Annotated in this window: 13 protein-coding genes and 7 pseudogenes; 13 read left to right on the forward strand and 7 right to left on the reverse strand. The window is 55.4% G+C overall.

Annotation, left to right across the window (positions count from 1 at the left end; all coding sequences use genetic code 11):
* Window positions 1-349: 349 nt before the first annotated feature.
* Window positions 350-1,723 carry a replication initiation protein gene (locus PSPTO_RS29075; RefSeq protein ID WP_011106956.1) on the forward strand — a complete coding sequence of 458 codons (1,374 nt, stop codon included), beginning with the start codon at window positions 350-352 and terminating at the stop codon, window positions 1,721-1,723.
* Window positions 1,724-1,840: 117 nt separating this feature from the next.
* Here PSPTO_RS29075 and PSPTO_RS29080 read toward each other — a convergent pair whose 3' ends face one another.
* The gene (locus PSPTO_RS29080) at window positions 1,841-3,070 is read right to left on the reverse strand and encodes an IS91 family transposase (RefSeq protein WP_004667395.1); all 1,230 of its coding nucleotides are present in this window, start codon (window positions 3,068-3,070) and stop codon (window positions 1,841-1,843) included.
* A gap of 206 nt (window positions 3,071-3,276) precedes the next feature.
* Here PSPTO_RS29080 and PSPTO_RS29085 point away from each other — a divergent pair, with 206 nt between their 5' ends.
* Window positions 3,277-3,750, forward strand: a complete 474-nt coding sequence (locus tag PSPTO_RS29085; RefSeq protein WP_011102937.1) for a DUF3757 domain-containing protein — start codon at window positions 3,277-3,279, stop codon at window positions 3,748-3,750.
* Window positions 3,751-4,423: 673 nt separating this feature from the next.
* Here PSPTO_RS29085 and acpA read toward each other — a convergent pair.
* Complete coding sequence (gene acpA / locus PSPTO_RS29095) at window positions 4,424-6,106, reverse strand: acid phosphatase (protein WP_011106957.1); 1,683 nt, start codon at window positions 6,104-6,106, stop codon at window positions 4,424-4,426.
* Between the two features lie 1,006 nt (window positions 6,107-7,112).
* Here acpA and pilV point away from each other — a divergent pair.
* Both pilV and pilM read left to right on the forward strand, forming a co-directional pair.
* Window positions 7,113-7,556: pseudogene (gene pilV, locus PSPTO_RS29100) on the forward strand (shufflon system plasmid conjugative transfer pilus tip adhesin PilV); the annotation flags it as partial.
* Between the two features lie 31 nt (window positions 7,557-7,587).
* Window positions 7,588-8,028: a type IV pilus biogenesis protein PilM gene (gene pilM, locus PSPTO_RS29105; RefSeq protein WP_011106959.1), complete on the forward strand. Its 441-nt coding sequence runs from the start codon at window positions 7,588-7,590 to the stop codon at window positions 8,026-8,028.
* Window positions 8,029-8,098: 70 nt separating this feature from the next.
* Here pilM and PSPTO_RS30085 read toward each other — a convergent pair whose 3' ends face one another.
* Both PSPTO_RS30085 and PSPTO_RS29115 read right to left on the reverse strand, forming a co-directional pair.
* A complete protein-coding gene (locus PSPTO_RS30085) occupies window positions 8,099-8,365 on the reverse strand; it encodes a hypothetical protein (protein WP_080392168.1) in 267 nt (88 codons plus the stop codon).
* Window positions 8,366-8,452: 87 nt separating this feature from the next.
* Window positions 8,453-9,316 (reverse strand): annotated as a pseudogene (locus PSPTO_RS29115) (MHYT domain-containing protein); the annotation flags it as partial.
* A gap of 236 nt (window positions 9,317-9,552) precedes the next feature.
* On the opposite strand from PSPTO_RS29115, the gene PSPTO_RS29120 reads away from it, so the two are divergent.
* From PSPTO_RS29120 to PSPTO_RS29130, 5 genes and pseudogenes are all read left to right on the forward strand, one after another.
* Window positions 9,553-10,932 carry a spinster family MFS transporter gene (locus tag PSPTO_RS29120; RefSeq protein WP_044393502.1) on the forward strand — a complete coding sequence of 460 codons (1,380 nt, stop codon included), beginning with the start codon at window positions 9,553-9,555 and terminating at the stop codon, window positions 10,930-10,932.
* A gap of 114 nt (window positions 10,933-11,046) precedes the next feature.
* Window positions 11,047-11,826 (forward strand): annotated as a pseudogene (locus PSPTO_RS29125) (DNA polymerase V subunit UmuC); the annotation flags it as partial.
* Window positions 11,827-12,039 (forward strand): annotated as a pseudogene (locus PSPTO_RS30460) (DNA-directed DNA polymerase); the annotation flags it as partial.
* A gap of 15 nt (window positions 12,040-12,054) precedes the next feature.
* A pseudogene (locus PSPTO_RS30465) lies at window positions 12,055-12,263 on the forward strand (hypothetical protein); the annotation flags it as partial.
* A 134-nt stretch (window positions 12,264-12,397) separates the two neighbouring features.
* A pseudogene (locus tag PSPTO_RS29130) lies at window positions 12,398-12,593 on the forward strand (LysR substrate-binding domain-containing protein); the annotation flags it as partial.
* A gap of 3 nt (window positions 12,594-12,596) precedes the next feature.
* On the opposite strand, the gene PSPTO_RS29135 reads toward PSPTO_RS29130, so the two are convergent.
* The 3 genes from PSPTO_RS29135 to PSPTO_RS29145 form a co-directional block, all read right to left on the reverse strand.
* A complete protein-coding gene (locus PSPTO_RS29135; protein WP_044393500.1) occupies window positions 12,597-13,712 on the reverse strand; it encodes an XAC2610-related protein in 1,116 nt (371 codons plus the stop codon).
* A gap of 253 nt (window positions 13,713-13,965) precedes the next feature.
* On the reverse strand, window positions 13,966-14,310 hold the full coding sequence (locus tag PSPTO_RS29140) for a DUF3757 domain-containing protein (protein ID WP_226992717.1): 345 nt from the start codon (window positions 14,308-14,310) through the stop codon (window positions 13,966-13,968).
* Between the two features lie 353 nt (window positions 14,311-14,663).
* Window positions 14,664-15,407, reverse strand: a complete 744-nt coding sequence (locus PSPTO_RS29145; protein ID WP_044393498.1) for a class I SAM-dependent DNA methyltransferase — start codon at window positions 15,405-15,407, stop codon at window positions 14,664-14,666.
* A gap of 298 nt (window positions 15,408-15,705) precedes the next feature.
* Between PSPTO_RS29145 and PSPTO_RS29150 the strand changes: the two are divergent.
* From PSPTO_RS29150 to PSPTO_RS29165, 4 genes and pseudogenes are all read left to right on the forward strand, one after another.
* Window positions 15,706-16,129, forward strand: a pseudogene (locus PSPTO_RS29150) (IS5 family transposase); the annotation flags it as partial.
* 64 nt (window positions 16,130-16,193) lie between these two features.
* Entirely contained in the window at window positions 16,194-16,424 is a 231-nt protein-coding gene (locus PSPTO_RS29155) for a hypothetical protein (RefSeq protein ID WP_044393496.1), read from the forward strand.
* A gap of 21 nt (window positions 16,425-16,445) precedes the next feature.
* Entirely contained in the window at window positions 16,446-16,799 is a 354-nt protein-coding gene (locus tag PSPTO_RS29160; RefSeq protein ID WP_011106966.1) for a hypothetical protein, read from the forward strand.
* 533 nt (window positions 16,800-17,332) lie between these two features.
* Window positions 17,333-18,283: an IS5-like element ISPssy family transposase gene (locus tag PSPTO_RS29165; RefSeq protein ID WP_164923181.1), complete on the forward strand. Its 951-nt coding sequence runs from the start codon at window positions 17,333-17,335 to the stop codon at window positions 18,281-18,283.
* The last annotated feature ends 166 nt before the right edge of the window (window positions 18,284-18,449 follow it).

Below are 18,449 nucleotides of genomic sequence, written 5' to 3' on the forward strand. Positions count from 1 at the left end.
TACTATCCGGCACAGTTTTATTTGCAGGAAAGCGACGATGTAGATTCACGAATTGCAGAAACCAAAAAGCCCCGCTTGCCGGCGGGGCTTTTTGGAAAATCTTGAACAGGCCGTTTGATACGCGGGTTACCTGTTCAACACACATAACGTGAGCTGATTATGGCGTTCACTGCGGCTTTGTGCAAGCCGTCAAAAGTGAAGCCTTCAGTTCACCGCTGAACGGTGGACTTATGGAAAAGATTCTTCAGCGGCTGTGCGTCCTCGATGACAGCACCCTGCCCCCCCACTTGACGCCTTGCGTCACACCCTCTCACGCCGTTGGCCAACCAGTTGGCCAAGGCGGTGAGGCATGAGCCACGACCACGCGATCAGTCTTGCCCGCGCGACCTCACCCACGGCCAACGCCGATCCGCTGGCCAGCAGCACCCACCTGCCGCCTGCCCGTTTCTTCGAAGACGGCACTGCGCTCAACCGGTTATTGCTGGAAGCGCCGTACATGGCGCGGTGCAGTGACGACAAAACCGCGACTCGCGTCCGTCCTCGTGAATACGCGCTGCGTTATCCCTATATGCAGGTCAATCGCCCCGGCATGGTGTCTTGGCTGGTGTTCGACCTGGACCATGCCAACGCATTAGCCTGGGACGATGCTGGGTTGCCCGCGCCTAACCTGATGGTGCGCAACCGCAAGAGCGGTCACTCCCAGCTGTTCTATGCGGTGCCGTCCGTATGCACCACTGAGAATGCACGGACCAAGCCCATTCAGTACATGAAAGCGATCTATGCCGCGTTTGCCGCTCGCCTCGACGCGGACGTGGACTACCACGGTGGCCCTGTGGCCAAAACACCTGGCCACCCTTGGTGGGAGACGACCGAATTTCATAGCCACGTGTACGAACTGGGCGAACTGGCGAGCGCGGTGGAGTTGACCGTCAAACCCTGGGCCACAGGTCCCAAGCTTGACCAGGTCAGCCATTCGCGGCACTGCATCCTGTTCGAGCAGCTGCGTTATTTTGCGTACAGCATCGTCAATCGCGAGCGCGAGCTGGGTTCGTTTGAGTCCTTCATGCGCTCGCTCGATGCATATGCCTACAACCACAACAGCTTTCTAAAGCAGGGGTTTTCGGAAAACCTGCCGCTGTCATCGATACGTGCCACGGTCAAATCCGTAGGTCGCTGGACGTGGGATCGGTACACCGGTGATCGTCGCTGCCATCGAGGCGCAATGCAGCTCGATGGCAGCTTGTCGCTCACCGAACGGCAGAGCCTGGCGGCCAAGCGCACCAATGAGCTGCGGCACAAAGCCACAGAATCGAAGATCCGAGCAGCGTGCAGGCAGCTTCAAGACCAGGGCAAGGCACTGGTACGTTCTGCCATTGCGAAACTCGCCGGCGTTTCGGTGAGAACGGTGGCCAGCTACACGCACATTCTCACTGAAGTCTCTCAACCATCCACTGTGAGTGTTCTCAGGGCTACCCGTCAGCCTGCCAAGGTTGCGACTGGGGCAGATGGCCCAGTCGATTCAACTACCCCACAACCCGCTTCGGGCCAGGCTGCAAATCGTCGCGCTCCAGGTGTGCAATCCGGTGTACATCAGATATCTGCGGTGCCGAAGGGGCCGCAAGCTGGAGAGCCGTTAAAAAAGGAACATGACGATTGTTCATGTATAGGAATTTCAATAATTCCTATACAGGGTAATCCTCCTAAAAAGGCACCCTCTGCGTGATGCCAACGTGGCGTCGATGTCGGCAAAAAGCTTTTTTCACCCATCACCCACGCCGAAAAATGGATTGAAAGCGACTTTTCTGTGCCTTTTCCAGATTTTGGACGCACCTCTCCCGTATCAGGCCGGCACGTACCTCAATTGCGCGATGCTTTGAGCGTTGTTGATCAAGCCCTGCACTGTCAGACCGGCGATGGCTGCGGTGTACACCATCCGCGCTCCGCACAGCACGCAGCTGAACGGATCCCGATGCAAGAACGCTTTGCTCATCTGCGCAAAATACAGTTTTGGCGCTTTGCCACGCCTTTCCATTCGTATCGCCTCATACACCCGGGGTAGCTGTCGGCCACAGACGCGGTTGGCCAGAAATCCAAAATACCGGATCATCCGAAAGTGCTTCTCCGGGATGTGCTGCACCACCCGGCGCAGCATGTCGGTCTGGCTCAGTGTTTCCTGTTGATAGGTCTTGGTGCGGTGATCCAGGTAGGTGAAGCTCAACGTGGCACCGGAGGTGTAGTGCGCCAGACGACTGCCCGAGATGGGCGGTTTTTTCAGGTAGCGGCCCAGGTAATTGACGGTCTTTTTGCCGTTTTTCGTCTTCTTCGACAAGTGGATGTGCCAGTGCTGACCACCGGCGTTGAGCACGAGGTGACGCCAGTCATTTTCGCTCTGCAGATGAGCGTTTTCAGGTGGGACGGTGGTGTGCTCCCACTGACTGAGCAGGTACTGGCGTACATTCCACATCCAGCGTCGACGCAAGGCTGATGGATGAAACGAAAGATCTTTCCAGACACCTGCGTCATCGATCCCACCCAAGGTGACCGAGACATGGATGTGTGGGTGCCAGTTAAGTCGCCGCCCGTAGGTGTGGATGGCGCAGAAAACACCCACCTCCACGCCCCGGCGTCGGCCCGCATAGAGCAGGTTGTCGACGGCCAGGCGACACAAGGCATCGAGCCAGTGACGGTTATGAAAGAACAGCGGCCACAGGGTGTCAGGCAATGTGAACACCAGGTGTTGCCAGGTACACTCGGGTAAGCGGTGCTGTTGATTGGCTATCCACTGATCGGTAGCCTTTTTGCCGCAGGATGGACAGGCGCGGCAACTGCAGGTGTTGCACAGGTATTTGACGTGCGGGCAGCTGTGGTTGCCGCAGGTGTAGTGTTTGACGCCCAGGATCGAGGTGCCGCAGGCCAGCATTTTGGTGACGGACTCGACTTCGATGTCGCGTAAGCCGCCCTCCTCGATGAGGTGTGCCCAGCACTGGTTAGCGGTGAAGAGGTTTTTGAGCGGTCGAGGCGTGTAGGCAGGACTCATCTGAAGCAGCAGCGGTGGGTAAGCAGGCTTCATGATGATCAATAATGGGCCTCATGGCAAAGCTCAAATCGATGTTCATTGCTCCCCGGCCCTCATATTTCCCCGCAGGCTGGGAACTGCCGGCTGGTGCGGCTCCACTAACACTTCCGTGCTCTCTACAAGCAATCGTATTTTTTGGTTTACGTATAGAGCCTAGTCATTCATTCTATTTATAAGAACCAGACAAGAGGACAAGTGCTATGAACAGGCTTCACAAGACCAGTCTGCTGGCGGCTATATTGACCGCATCCCCCTGCATTATGGCAGCTAACGCTCATGCTATGAGTTGTCCTGTCCCGCAAAGCGTGAAGTACGTTAATGGTATCTATATCGCGCCGGAAACGTTTGCTGGTTGGGAGGGGAACTGGGTTTCTCAACCACACAAGAAACACTCCATTAAAGAGTTTTCCACTGCTTTATATCTTTCAGTGGATAAAAGTCAGAAGGGAGGAACATTGACTAACTGTAGTTATTCACTAAGCGGAGATAATGGCGTAATAGATCTTGAGTATCGAAAATCAGGAAATGAGAATAGACTAAAGACACTTATCGTTTCCATTGAAGGTCAGCACAATTGGATTAAAGAGCGTGGCGCGGTTGGAATTCAAGGATATGAATGTACAAAGTCAGCATCTGAGTGTCAGTTCGTTCCGCTGCGGCTAAACGAGGACTGATGAGTTTATGCATGGGGATTTTAAGATGCCTATGCATCAAGTTGACGTTATGAAGAAGGCGTCATGTCTTCATAGCCCCCTTCGAGGAGATGTGCCCAATACTGGTTAGCGGTGAAGAGGTTTTTGAGCGGTCGAGGTGCGTAGGCTGGACTCATCTGAAGCAGCAGCGGTGGGTAAGCAGGCTTCATGATGATCAATAACGGGCATCATGACAAAGCTCAAATCAATGTTTCTGCTGCTACGCGATCGTAAGAACGGGCGATTTGCAGCCGCAGGCTGCCCTGTTCCACGTAGCCGATCAACAACCCCTACGTGTAACAACCTGCAATCGAAATGGCCTCGACCTGCAATCATTGCGTTTTTCGACCGGGATTGATTGCGTCTATCTGGCACCGCGAACCAGCATTGACTGCAAACGAACCTGCATCCAGCCACTTCGACCTGCAATCGAGCGCAACCAACCAAGGTTAAATGCGACTGAAAAACCGATGATTTTGGCGTCTATCAAACAGTGGTCTTCAGGCTAGCGCTTTCGTCTCTTTAGGCTCTAGATTTTTTGTCTGTACTATATCAAAAATGAAAATCAACCCTATTGAAACATTAAAAACGTCTCAGATACGCGTCCTGCAAGGGTGCACTCAAATGAGACATAGGCGGTGAGCGATCAGTGTTATCAGGCTGGAAAGTGCAGCGCGTTGGTCAGGTCGCCCATGGGCGTCTGGCCGCGTCCGATCATTGCGTCGTCGCGGCGTTTCAGACCGTCGAGTTTTTCTAGGCCATGGACGCGGGTGATCAGGCGCAAGATCGAGGCGGTGTCATAAACCGTGTGGTCCACCTTGCTCTTGCGGGCGAACGGTGAGATGACCAGCGCCGGAACACGCGTGCCGGGGCCGAAGCGGTCGCCTTTCGGCGGTGCGACGTGGTCCCACCAGCCGCCGTTTTCGTCCGCGGTCACGACAATCACCATGTTGTCCCACTGCGGGCTGTTGCGCAGTACCTTGATGACCCGGTCGATGTGCCGGTCACCCGAGGCCACGTCGGCATAACCGGCGTGCATGTTCAGGTTGCCTTGGGGTTTGTAGAAGGTCACTGCAGGCAGCTTGCCCGCTTCGGCATCGGCGAGGAAGCGGTTGGTGCTGGACTCGTCACCCAGGCCGCCGTCGCGCAGGCGTTTTTTACGCTCGGTCGGGTTCTGCGGACCTTGCTGCTTGAAGTAGTTGAACGGCTGGTGATGGTACTGAAAGTTGGGGATTTTCGGGATGCCGGACGAGTCCTTGAACTCGTCGAGCGTCACCTGCCAGGCGCCGGCGTACCAGGCCCAGTCGACATTCCTTTTCGACAGCTTGTCACCGATGTGCTCGTGGCTCTGTGGCACCAGCACGTTGGCCAGGTCAGGTTTCGAGTAATCAGGGTTTTGCGGATCGCGCAGCCAGGTTGGCCAGTATGGCGGGGCCATGGTGTTGACCGCGTAACCATCCGGCGTGATCGCGCTGGGGCCGAATTGCGGCGGACCTTCCATGGCGCTGGCGGGAGACTTGTCCAGCGGTTTGAGACGCGGGTCCAGCGGGTTCATGCTCTGCAACGAGGCAATCTGGGATTTTGCAGGCGAATCGGCGGCGTTCGGATAGACCGGTGCAGTGGCCGAGATCAGGTATTGATGGTTGAGGAACGAGCCGCCGAATGCGCCCTGAAAGAAGTTGTCACACAGCACGAACTCTCTGGCGACGTCCCACAGGCGCAATGAATACTGGCTTTGTGCGTAGTTGCCCATGGTCAGCCCGCCCGCATCGGCCCATGCAACGAAACAGTCGTTCAGGCCGTCGTTGATCTGCATCTGGTTCTGGTAGAACACGTGCCAGAGGTCGCGGGTGACCAGGCTCATCGGCAGGTCTTCGGCATTCGGGCCTTTGAGCGGGAAGGGCGCGTTGGGCAGGTTTTCCTGAAACTGCACGCCGACGGGATAGGTCACGCCGTCAACCGTCTGAGGCCCGACCTGCAACACGCCGCCCCAGGCCGGCGGCAGCTTGTCCAGCATCGAGCCATCGCGATCGCGCTGCTGATACTCGGCAGGCCTGAGTGAAGACAGCGGTTTCTGCACGCCAGGGAAGTCACCGAACAGATTGTTGAAACTGCGGTTCTCGGCGTAGATCACGATCACCGTTTTCACGTTCTCACGCAGGGCCCGATCAAGTGCCGGTCCTGTGAGGTGATGCCGGTCCGGTTCGGCGGGTGGCCGTTCGTGAGAAGAAACATAGCCACTGAGGGTGACGCCCGCGCCCAGCGCTGCCATCCCGCCGAGAAAGCGACGACGACTGGGGTTTTCGTTTCTGTCTTCGTCTTCCGGTCTGTCGCTCATCGCCTGATACCTGTCTGAGTTCTTGATATGCGGTACGGGTTGCCAAGTGCCTTGTCTTTAAGGCGTGCAGTTTTAAGTAAGTCTGTCCGCAGCTTTTTAGCATTGCTGCACCTGTGTAGATCCACCTCAAATTAGGGGATCTCCGAACAAGTCCCAAATGTGATGAAATACGCCTGACCACCTGATCCGAGCCGCCCATGAGCCAGATGAGCTTTTCCGATTTCGAAATATGCCGGCAAGCGCAAGCAGGCACGCCGCGAACGTTTCCAACAAGGAAAACCGGGCGAAAATGCCCTCAACGCAGGCTGCATCAGGCCATTTTCAGCGAATAGCGCTGTTTGCCGAGTGCATTTTCGACTTGCCGCTGACGCGCGGCAAGTTGATCGGAGCATCCTAGAGGTCTATACGGTATCAATGACGGGCAACTCGGCCATTACAGTGATCAATATGCAATACATTTCGTGGTTCCCACGATGGGAGTGCATGGAATGTCATCATCCCGTCGTTGACGAGTATTTCCTGCATTTCCTGCGCTCGGACTAGCGGAGCCACTGCCTGAGCTTCCCTGATTGCCTTTTCCTTCCCGCGGTGCTGGGCGTTCGATGCTGGTTTGACCTCCACCTAGCATCGCACTATCCCCGGCAGCATTAACCAAAGGTATTTGGAGAGACAAGGCGGTGAGGCTCGCCAATGCTAATAGTTTAGCTTTAGAAACGGTGCTACTAAATTTCATATTATTCACCTCGTTTGACTAGTGACGCTGAAAAGTTATGCAGAGCACTCATAGGTGTAGGTGGTCAGATAGCGGAATCGGTTCCAGTTCTGTTGATTCTGTCGATCGGCGGCACGCAAAAACTGAGTGCAATACCCCTACCTCAGGTGAGGTGCTCGCAGAAGTGGTTTCACAAAACGGCGGTTTTATCGTACCGGCTAGGCTGCACGCGGTGTAGTGGTCTAATGAAACCGGACACCCATTTAGGCGAGAATGCTCGTCAGACTGAGGGGAGAAAAATGGGGGGGTGGTTGGTACATGAGTGACTCTGACTGGGTTCGGGTCTACGGCGACAAAAACCTCTACACAGCGGGAAACATACGCGGTGGAACAGTGACCTCGGAAGGACGCGCAACCGTCGGTGAATACCTTCAGCTCAATGGCGTTGCCACCGCCGGCACAGCCTGTGCCGCAAACGGCATGATTGGTCGCACCAGCACGGGCCGGTCTCTCTCCTGTGAGAACCAGATCTGGAAGGTAAACGGTTCCAGTGCCCCCAACTGTACGGCAATGACTATCCCAGGTTATGACGCAAACGACGTGACTACCTACGCCTGTCCAGTCGGTTACACGAAAATTGGGTGGGACACCACCGGTTCAGCCATGAGATTCAGTAGTACCCCGGGCCTCGTCGTCGGCCAGAACGATTACGCCACCATATTCTGTTGCCAGCTCTGATCCAGTTCATAGCAGTCATCGAGGACGTAGAGTGAACATTTACTGGCTTGCAATGGTGGTCATAACGGCAGTGCTTGGGATGGTTTATGAGAAGACCCATCAGGCAGAACAGAACTCTCAGACCGTGGAAATATCGCTGATTGCTCGTAACGTCCTGGTCTACAGAAATGCCTTGGCCGAGTATGCATACACTCACAAAGCTGCGTCAGGAACGGTGGCCGATAACCAGTTGGATCTGCCCACCTGGTACGCGCGTTACCCTGGAGTGGATGGAGTGATCGATGCAGGACGAAGTTACGCGTTCTACGGCTCCCCGCAGCCTAGTCTTGTTTCGGAGATGATCAATTTGACTGGGGGGTCGCTGGCCATCTGCACCGCATCATCCGGTCGCTTACTTACACTAAGCTCAGGCTACGTTGGTGTCACGCTGCCTGCGGCAGTTCCAACTGGAGCAGCTGTCGCCTACCAATGATGAAAGGGTGACATATCGCCTTGGCTGTCACCTTCCTCCAAGCTGCAGGCGCGGTAGCACCTTCCCCACATCAGTCCCGCACGTACCTCAATTGCGCGATGCTTTGGGCATTGTTGACCAGGCCCTGCACTGTCAGGCAGGCCACCGCCCTCGTATAAACCATCCGCGGTCCACACAGCACGCAGCTGGACTCGACTTCGATGTCGCGCCAGCCGCCCTCCTCGAGGAGGTGTGCCCAGCACTGGTTAGCGGTGAAGAGGTTTTTGAGCGGTCGAGGTTTGTAGGCTGGACTCATCTGAAGCAACAGCGGTGGGTAAGCAGGCTTCATGATGATCAATAATGGGCCTCATGACAAAGCTCAAACCCATGTTCCTGCTGCTACGCGATCGTAAGAACGGGCGATTTGCAGCTGCAGGCTGCCCTATTCCTGAAGCGAAACGCGTGCCTGATCCAGCTGGCTAAGCAGGGCGTTGACCCGTTGCAGGTCATGCTCCTTGCCCTGCAGCTTCTTGTCGGCCATTGCCGCACTGATGCTGCCTGCGATGATCAGCAGGGTAATGGCCGCAATGGTGAGCCCCAGTTGCTGGCTGTTTTCGGTGCCGGGGATGTGCAGCTCGGCGTTCTCGGGTATGACCAGGCGCAGCGCTCTCATGCCCATCAGGTGCATGGTCAGCAGGCCTGCGCCCAGCAGAAGGCTGACGCAATAGCGAAACATCTGATGAAAGATGCCGCTGTACTGACGCAGGTGGCGTGACAGGGTCAGCAGCGCGATGCTGGAGAGCACCGCGACCACGATCGACAACGCGAACATTCGCGGCTCGTAGTATTGCGTGGCTGCGGAGCGCATGGCCGACATGCCCAGATAGTGCATGGTGCTGATGCCTATGCCCATGACCACCGAGCTGATCAGGCAGCGCTTCAGGGTCAACGCCGGAATAGTGAGGGCTTTCATCGCACCCAGTGCCGTGATCAGCACGATCAGCAGCGACACCAAGGTAATAGTCAGGTCGTAGGAGATTTTCAGTGGTGCCTGAAACGCCAGCATGCTGATGAAGTGCATGGCCCACATGCCACCTGCCAGGCAGAGTGCGTCCAGCGCTTTCCATACGCGTCGGCTTCTGGTGGCATCCACATGGATGACTCGGTCGGCGATGTCCAGCGTGGCAAAGCACGCCGCACACGCCACGCCATAGGCCAGCGCCACCAGAAACAGATTATGACTGCAGTCGACCAGCAATTGACCATCCGCTGGCAGGCCAGCGAACATGTTCAAATCCAGCCACTCCATAGCGTGCCCTACTTTGACTACCAGGGCGCCAAGGCTTAAGGCCTGGCGATTTGAGCTGAGTATAGAAGCTGTTTACAACTTGCCACTCAAATGAGGGGGCATTTTGACATCAGCTCAATAACGAATAGTTATAAAATGCCATCATGCACGTATCATATTCACGAATATTTACAGGCAGATAGCCCTCTTGCTAGATTTGAGTGACTGAATCTGGATATGGAAGGACGAATGACGCCATGAATAAGCTCCCGCTGGAAAACGCGACTCAAGCGGCCAATGCCTGGCGCGTGCTGTTCCTGTTGTTTTTGGCCAACCTGTTCAACTTTTTCGATCGTACCATTCCGGCAATCATCGTTGAGCCCATTCGTCTGGAATGGCACTTGAGCGACTTCCAGCTGGGCATGCTCGGCACTGCGTTCACGCTGGTCTACGCCATTGCCGGCCTGCCGCTGGGGCGCATGGCGGATAACGGTTCGCGTAAAAAGCTGATGGGCTGCGGGCTGGCGGTCTGGAGCGGCTTGACGGCGGTCAACGGCATGGTCGGCAGTTTCTGGACGTTCCTGCTGGTGCGCATGGGCGTCGGGATAGGCGAGGCCAGTTATGCGCCTGCGGCCAACTCGCTGATTGGCGATTTGTTCCCTGCCCACCGGCGCGCACGGGCCATGGGCCTGTTCATGCTGGGTCTGCCGTTGGGCTTGCTGCTGGCGTTCTTTACCATCGGTGCGATGGTAAAGGCGTTCGACAGCTGGCGTGCGCCATTCTTCATTGCGGCGGTGCCCGGTCTGTTGCTGGCCGTGTTGTTTTTTTTCATCAGGGAGCCCAAGCGCGGCGCTGCCGAAAGCGTGCGCATGTCGGAAGCTAAGATCGACAAGCCGATCCACCGGGTGATGTCGATCCCGACCTTTCGGTGGCTGGTGCTGGCCGGTCTGACCTTCAACTTTGCGACCTACGCCTGCAATTCATTCATGGTGCCGATGCTGCAGCGTTACTTCCTTTTGCCGTTGCAGGAAGCTGCGGTTGCGACGGGGGTCATCGTGGGCGTGACCGGATTGATCGGCCTGACGCTGGGCGGCTGGATTGCCGACAAGCTGCACCAGCGTTCCGCCAATTGGCGGCTACTGTTTGCGACCTTCAGCATGCTGGTCGCCGCGCTGGCGACAGGCTATGCGCTGCATGCAGGACGAATCGAGATCGGCGTATTTGTAGGCGTTTTCAGCCTTGGCTGGCTGTTTGCCTACAACTTTTACACCTGCGCCTATACCGCGATACAGGACGTGGTCGAGCCTCGCCTGCGGGCAACCGCCATGGCATTGTTCTTTGCCGGGCTCTATCTGCTGGGCGGCGGGCTTGGGCCGGTGGTGGTCGGCCTGCTCTCTGATCACTTCGCCTACTCGGCGATGGCGGTGGCGGGTGTCGATGTCATGAACGAAAGCTTCAAAGCCATCGGCCTGCACGACGCCATGTACCTGATCCCGGTCGCGCTGTTTCTGACCTTGCTGTTTTTGTATCAGGCATCGCGCTGCTTCAGCCGGGATGCAGAGCGGATGACGGCGCGCATGGTGGCTGAAGAGCCAGTGGCAGGGTTGGCGGAACGGGTTGTGGTGACCAAGCAGTAATTGCACTTATGCTAGATCGGACGCAGAGCGTCGAGAACGGCATGCCGACGCAGAGCGTCGCACGATAGTCAAACCTGCTGCCTTTATCGCGGTGGCACTGACGACGCAGAGTGCATCGACGAAGCATTTTTAGACCTCACCGGCATGCCAGGCAATCTGACCGAGTTGGGAATATCGATTCGAGCCAAAGTCCATCGCTGCACAGGTATTCCCGTGGGTGTGGGGATTGCACCGAGCAAGACACTGGCCAAGCTGGCCAACTACACGGCAAAGCGTATCCAGGCGCACACAGGTGAGGTCGTGGACATCTGCGACCCTGTAAAACGCGATTGGGTGCTGCGCAATACCTCTGTCGGAGAAGTCTGGGGTATTGGTCGAAATATGAAAGCACATCTGGAGGGCATGCGGATCCTGTCGGCCAAGGACCTCGCCAAGGCGGATCCCTGGATGCTGCGCAAAACGTTTAGCGTTGTGATCGAGAAAACTGCACGGGAGCTTGCTGGCACCGCTTGCCTGGAGCTGGACGAAGTCGAACCGCCACGGCAGGAGATTTGTTGCAGCAGAATGTTTGGCAAGCGACTGACCGAACTGGGACCGATCAAAGAGGCGGTGGCCACCTACATGATGCGTGCCTCTGAGAAGCTGCGAGCTCAGGGTTCCGTGTGTAAAAAGATTAGGGTGAGCATCCGCACCGGCCAGTTCAATCCTGACGAGGCCAAGTATGCAAACGGCGCACTGGTCCAGCTGCCCTACCCCACCAACGATGTGAGGCTTATGGCGCAATACGCGACGGAGGCGGTCTCGCGGATTTTTCGGCCAAGCTTCAGGTACAGCAAAGCAGAGGTGCTGCTGATGGATATCTGCCAGCCAGGCGAATTTACCGATGACCTGTTCGAGGCTATAAACATCCGCACCGCGATCGATCTTGCCCGTGCCGATGCCCGGACCTTGAGAGATCGGTTCAGCGTTGTCATCGAGAAAACTGCACGCGAGCTCGCCGGCATTCCGTGCCTGGAGCTGGGAGAGGCTGCACCGCCCAAGCAGGATATCAACTGTAGCAGAATGTTCGGCAGGCGACTGACCGAGCTGGGTCCGATCAAAGAGGCAGATTAATGGATCGATGCACCGAAGCTGTATTTTGCGCAGATGGCAAACGCATTCCTGAATCAGGATCCGTCTGTCTGCATCCTATGCGGGGCAAAATGGTCGACGCAGCGGCGGTCAATGGGTTGACGGTGCGCGGGCTTTTAATCCATGCCCAAATGACCGTGCAGACGTATAGCACTGACAGGGGAAAAGTGCGCCTCCAAGTAAATTTATCAGTTAAATAACCTGCGAAAATGCGGTTCTGTAAAGATTTTCACTAAATAAGTAACCCCTAGCCTCTTCCTACGCATTTTTATGAAGACATGACGTCTCCTTTATAGCTTCAGCTTCATGCATAGGCGCTTTGAAACTCCTGTGTATGAACGCAGCGCTCGATGGCGTGGGCCAGGCCTATGTGCCGAACTTTTTCGCCAAGCCGCACCTGGCCAGCGGACGCCTCAAGGAAGCGCTCGTCGACCGGAGCCCTTACTTCAAAGGCTTCCACCTACCCTAATCGCCGCCAAGCATCACCCACTTTCACGGCGTTTTTGGAAGCGATCAGGTGTTGGGGTTGATGGCTACTGGGCGCTTGCCTTGATCGCTTCAGCGACCTTTTCGAGTGAGCCTTGGGCAGGTTCGGCAAGCAGCTTCAGATCGGTTGCCTTGCCGCGCGCCACCACGTGCATGCTTTTGGGCGCACCCTTCGCATCACCCTGAATGCGATACGTCGTGTCGCCGCGCACAAAGCTCAGTGCGTTACTCGCAGCGTCGTATTCGAACCGCTCGGCATCCGCCTGCGGATAAAGCAGTCCGACCTGATCCTTGGTGTTAACTGCCGCGTAAAAGACCGGACTGCCTGCCCCTGAGCGGAACAGAATGACCCGCTTGCCGGCCGGTGCCAGCTTGAACGACAGCAGAGTTTCGCGCTGATCATTTTTTTTCCACAGCATGCTGGTCGTGCGTACCATCTTGCCATTCTTGTTCATGCCGACCGTTTGCGTAGGCACACCCGATGCACCGGTTTGTTCGGTGATCGTCTCGGTTTCCATGACCGGTTCGCCACCGCGGATGCTGTACGTGGCAGTCTGATGCCAGCAGCAACCGTCTTTGGTCATGGTGCTGATCTGGTGCTTCTTCTCATCCACTGCGAACATGCCGCAGTTGTTCTGCGCAAGCTTGGTAAACGAATCGCTGTGCTTGAAACCGTTCGCCGTACCGAGAAACACTTGAAACGACGGCCCGCGATAACAGCTATTCTGGCCGTCCATCAAGGCCAGATCCTTTATGCCGTCAAAGTTGAAATCATTGTAGATCAGTACACTCTGCTCGCCATACGGCAGCTCTTGCACGTTGGCCTTGATCTTGCCGCTTTTCGCATCAGGGTCCAGCACAAGCTCATTGGATTGCACGCGGATCAGCAACTTGTCGCTCGCTTTGCCATACACGGTGATGACACCGGGACGAAACGTCTCGTCCGCAGCCGCAACTTCCACCGTGGCGCGATAATGGTCGGAGAAGTCCTGCAGCGCGTAAGTCTTGCGGGCAGCTTTATCAAAGGCTGCACCGTCCATCTCGCCGTAGGTCTTCTGCGCATCGGCAGCGCTGGCCAGTGTTGACAGTATCAACCCGAACAGCATCGCCGCTGCCTGTAAGGCACGCGACGAACCCGCGTGTTGAATGTTTGATATCAGCATGATGTGCATCCTATTTTATGAGCGGCGAGTCTACTGCAGATTTTTTTGATGGTTAGCGTCATATAGTAGGCTGGTGTCAAGGTGCCCGCTTTACCAGTGTCCGCAACCCTTGCTCGCGAAGACTGCGTTACAAATGCTAAATCTTAAACGGACTGGCTACGCTGGCAATCCGCCTCCCACGATAGGGCATGACGCCTCCTTCATAGCCTCAGCTTGATGCGTAGGAATTTTTAAATTCATACGCATCAACTTATCAGTCCTCGTTTAGCCGCAGCGGAATGAATTGACACTCGGATGCTGACTTTGTACATTCATATCCCTGAATGCCAACCGCGCCATGCTCCTTATTCCAATTGTGCTGACCTTCAATGGAAACGATAAGCGTTTTTAATCTATTCTCATCTCCTGCTTTGCGATACTCAAGATCTATGATGCCGTTATCTCCGCCCAATGAATAACTGCAGTTAGTCAATGTTCCACCCTGCCGACTTTTTTCGACGGAAAGATATAAAGCGGTGGAAAACTCTTTGATGGAGTGCTTCTTATGTGGTTGAGAAACCCAATTTCCCTCCCACCCGGCAAATGTTTCCGGTGCGATATATACACCATTAACCTACTTCACGCTTTGCGGGACAGGACAACTCATCGCATGCGCGTTAGCCGCCACAATGCAGGGTGATACGGTCAATACAGCCGCTAGCAGACTGGTCTTGTGAAGACTGTTCATACCATTTATCTTTTTGCTTGGTTTTTACAAATAGTAAAATAGAATGAATGACTAGGCTCTATACGTAAACTAAAAAATACGATTGTTTTAAAAAAAGACCGCCATCGAAGCCAGGAGGCCGACGCAAAAGATCCGGGCGAAAGCCAAGCTAAATCAAATCAGCTGAATACGCGCTGGCATCATTGCGATCCAGCGCGCCAGCAATAGCGCTCTCTGGCAGTTTATTAACGCTTCACACACACAAACAACGCATTCCCGGTCACGCCCTCCCAAGGCGTGATCCGCTCATAGTCATGCTCAAAAACCTGCACCTCAAAGTACGGCTGTAACAGCCCCTGCAATTCAGTGAAACTCAGCGCCACCATGGCATGCTCATCCTGCCAGGCCTCAGTCACCCCCGCTGTGGCCTTCTCGATACTCAGGCGCAGCGCCTGCTGCTCGCCCTCTCCGCGGTAATACCAGCCTGAGCCGAAGGTGAAGTGGCTGCCTTCAAACTCCACGCTATGGCGTACGAGCAAGCGGTTGTCGATATGCAGTTTGTCTACCGCGTTGAAGCAGAACACACCGTTTTCTGCGAGGGCGCCGTGCACGCTGGCAATGCAGGCGCGCAGTTGTGCCAGGTCGGGGTTGTAATGGGTCGAGTACAGGAAGCAGGTGATCAGGTCTTGCGGTTCGTCCACATGGAAACCGGCCATGTCCTGGCGGCTGAACTGTGCTTCGGGACAGCGCAGTTGGGCGAGGTCCAGCATCGGTTGGCTGATGTCCAGGCCGGCGCTGCAGTAGCCGAAGTCGAGGAAGTGGCGCACATGGGGCCCGGTGCCGCAGGCAAGGTCGAGGTGGCGGCGCCCGCGGTTACCGAAAAGTTGGTGCAGGCGGCGCACGCTGTGGCTCTGTGCCCGGTAGTCAATGTCGGCGCACATCAGGTCGTAGTAGATGGAAAGGTCGGTATACAGCGCGTTGGAGGACATAGGCGGCCAGAGGGTTCGGCGGAAATTTCGCGGCGCCATGGTAACCCAGGCCTGGGCGTAAACCGCTACACTGGCTCCTCAACCATCCATGGACGAGAATCTGGTTCGGCTGTCGCCGCTGATTTACTGCATATCAATATGCTGGGACAGTACTCCTTCGCGGTACCGGATGAGATCGCCCGAGGTGAGCTGCGGTCACTGCGTAATCCAGGCGACGATCTATGAACAGAGCTAGATTAGGTTCTGTACGAAAAGTCGGTGGGGGTAGAATTGCCGCATTGATTGGCTGGATTCCCACATGGCAAAGCGTTGCGAACTCTCCGACGCATCGTGGGAATTGATCAAGTATCTGGTTTCTCCCGAGCAGAAAATGGGTCGCCCACGTAGTTATGATCGTCTGGTACTCCACGGAGTCCTTTGGATTTTGTGCTCGGGCGCTGCCTGGCGTGATCTGCCAGAACGTTTTGGGCCATGGTCTACGGTGTATTAACGTTTTTGTGACTGGCGCGATGACGGTACGTTCGACCGGATACTGGAACGCTTGCACATTCGACTCAACCAGGAAGAACTGATCGATCTGGGCACCTGGATGATCTACTCCACGGCGGTACGTGCAACCCGAGCCTCTTCAGGCGCCGGGAAAAAGAGGGCCTGAAGAATCGCTAGACCATGCTCTGGGGCGCAGTCGAGTCGGCCTGACAACCAAGATTCATATGGTTTGTGCCCAGGTACAAGCTAAGCCCTGCCGTCAAACGTGGGGCCAAGTACTTAGAAGGATGCCAATTTTTGTGTCCGCAAGAAATATGGAGCTTCATTATTCAGGTCGAAGTCTCACCAACACTGTTGACCACGTTGGAGCAGGTGAACGAACTCAGCAAAAAACGTGTTCTGGAAGATGACAAGAACGAGGCAGATTGTTTGGGCAGAGAGTACAGCCGCGAGCGTATGGATTTGCTGATGCTTCTGCATGCTGCAGTAGAGGCGACCGAGACAGCAAACACAGTTGCTAAACGCTAGGAAAAGAGGGAGGTAAATAAGATGCCCAACAAAGCACCTAAACAGTCGCTCGCTCTCGGCAGACGCCGCAGGGCACTAGATCACGATTCACAAGCGCGCCGGGTTTCCGCGCTGCTTGCCCTTTACGGCAAAAACAGCCCACCCCCGATTCTGCAAGTGATCGCTGCTGACGGAATAAACGCCATCACCAGCGCTGCTTCTCAGGATGCAGCCTGCAAGGCATACAGTAGAACGATGATCGGAGTGAGAGTGCAGATCGCCGCCGACTGCCTCGATCCTCGTGAGGAAGCGCTGTTGGAGGCATCGCTTAGCTGTAACGACCTGCAATCGAAATGGCACCGACCTGCAATCATCGCGTTTTTCGACCGGGATTGATTGCGTCTATCCGGCACTGCGAACCAGCATTGACTGCAAACGAACCTGCATCCAGCCACTTCGACCTGCAATCGAGCGCAACCGACCAGGATTAAATGCGACTGAAAAACCGATGATTTAGCGTCCATCAAACAGTGGTCTTCAGGAGCTGGGCTAAGTGCACATTCTGTTTCGTTACTCCCAAACCCTGTGTTCCAGAGCACCATAGTGGCGGTCACAAGATTCAGTCCTCTACCCCAATAGCGCTTTTGTCTCTTTAGGCTCTAGATTTTGTGAAAGTACTATATCAAAAATGAAAATCAACCCTATTGAGACATAAAAAACGCCTCAGACACGCGTCCCGCAAGGGTGTACTCGAATGAGACAGAAACAGCGTGCGCTCACTCGCAGTCAATTCCGGTTCATGACGGTCGATTGCAGGTCGGATCAGATGAATGCAGGTTCATTCGCAAATAATCTCGGTCTGCTGGCTCGGATAGACGCAATTAATCCCGGTCGAAAAATGCGATGATTGCAGGTCGAGACCATTTCGATTGCAGGCCGCTACACGTAAGCATACCCGCCGCGAGCGCTTTCTCATCGAGATGGATCAGGTTGTGCCCTGGAAAGGCTTGATTGCCCTTATCGAACCACATTATCCAAAGGGCGAAGGTGGCCGTCCGGCTTATCCGCTGATGGCGATGCTGCGTATTCACCTGATGCAGAACTGGTTTGGTTACAGCGATCCGGCGATGGAGGAAGCACTTTACGAGACAACGATCCTGCGCCAGTTCGCAGGGTTGAGTCTGGATCGAATCGCCGATGAAACCACGATTCTCAACTTCCGGCGTCTGTTGGAAAAGCATGAGTTGGCAGGCGGGATTTTGCAGGTCATCAATGGCTATCTGGGTGATCGAGGTTTGATGCTGCGCCAAGGTACGGTGGTCGATGCGACGATCATTCATGCGCCGAGCTCGACCAAGAACAAGGACGGCAAACGCGATCCCGAAATGCATCAGACGAAGAAAGGAAACCAGTATTTCTTCGGCATGAAAGCGCATATCGGCGTCGATGCCGAGTCGGGTTTAGTCCATAGCCTGGTGGGTACTGCGGCGAATGTGGCGGACGTGACTCAGGTTGATCAATTGCTACATGGTGAGGAAACCTATGTCAGCGGTGATGCGGGCTACACCGGCGTGGACAAGCGTGCGGAGCATCAGGATCGTCAGATGATCTGGTCAATTGCGGCCCGCCCAAGCCGTTATAAAAAGCATGGCGAGAAAAGTTTGATCGCACGGGTCTATCGCAAAATCGAGTTCACGAAAGCCCAGTTACGGGCGAAGGTTGAACATCCGTTTCGCGTGATCAAGCGCCAGTTTGGTTATACGAAAGTCCGGTTTCGCGGGCTGGCTAAAAACACCGCGCAACAGGCTACTCTGTTTGCCTTGTCGAACCTTTGGATGGTGCGAAAACGGCTGCTGGCGATGGGAGAGGTGCGCCTGTAATGCGGAAAAACGCCTTGGAAAGGTGCTGTTTGAAGGAAAATCGATGAGTTAAGAGCGGAAAACGTCTAATTATCTGATCGGGCGAGCTTTTTTTGAACCTCAGGCCATGAGAGCGTCAAAAATCGATGCCTACTTCAGACCTTCCTTAGATACGTTCCTGATTCAA

It is taken from the genome of Pseudomonas syringae pv. tomato str. DC3000 (genome assembly GCF_000007805.1).
In the GTDB taxonomy this organism is placed as follows: Bacteria; Pseudomonadota; Gammaproteobacteria; order Pseudomonadales; family Pseudomonadaceae; genus Aquipseudomonas; species Aquipseudomonas avellanae.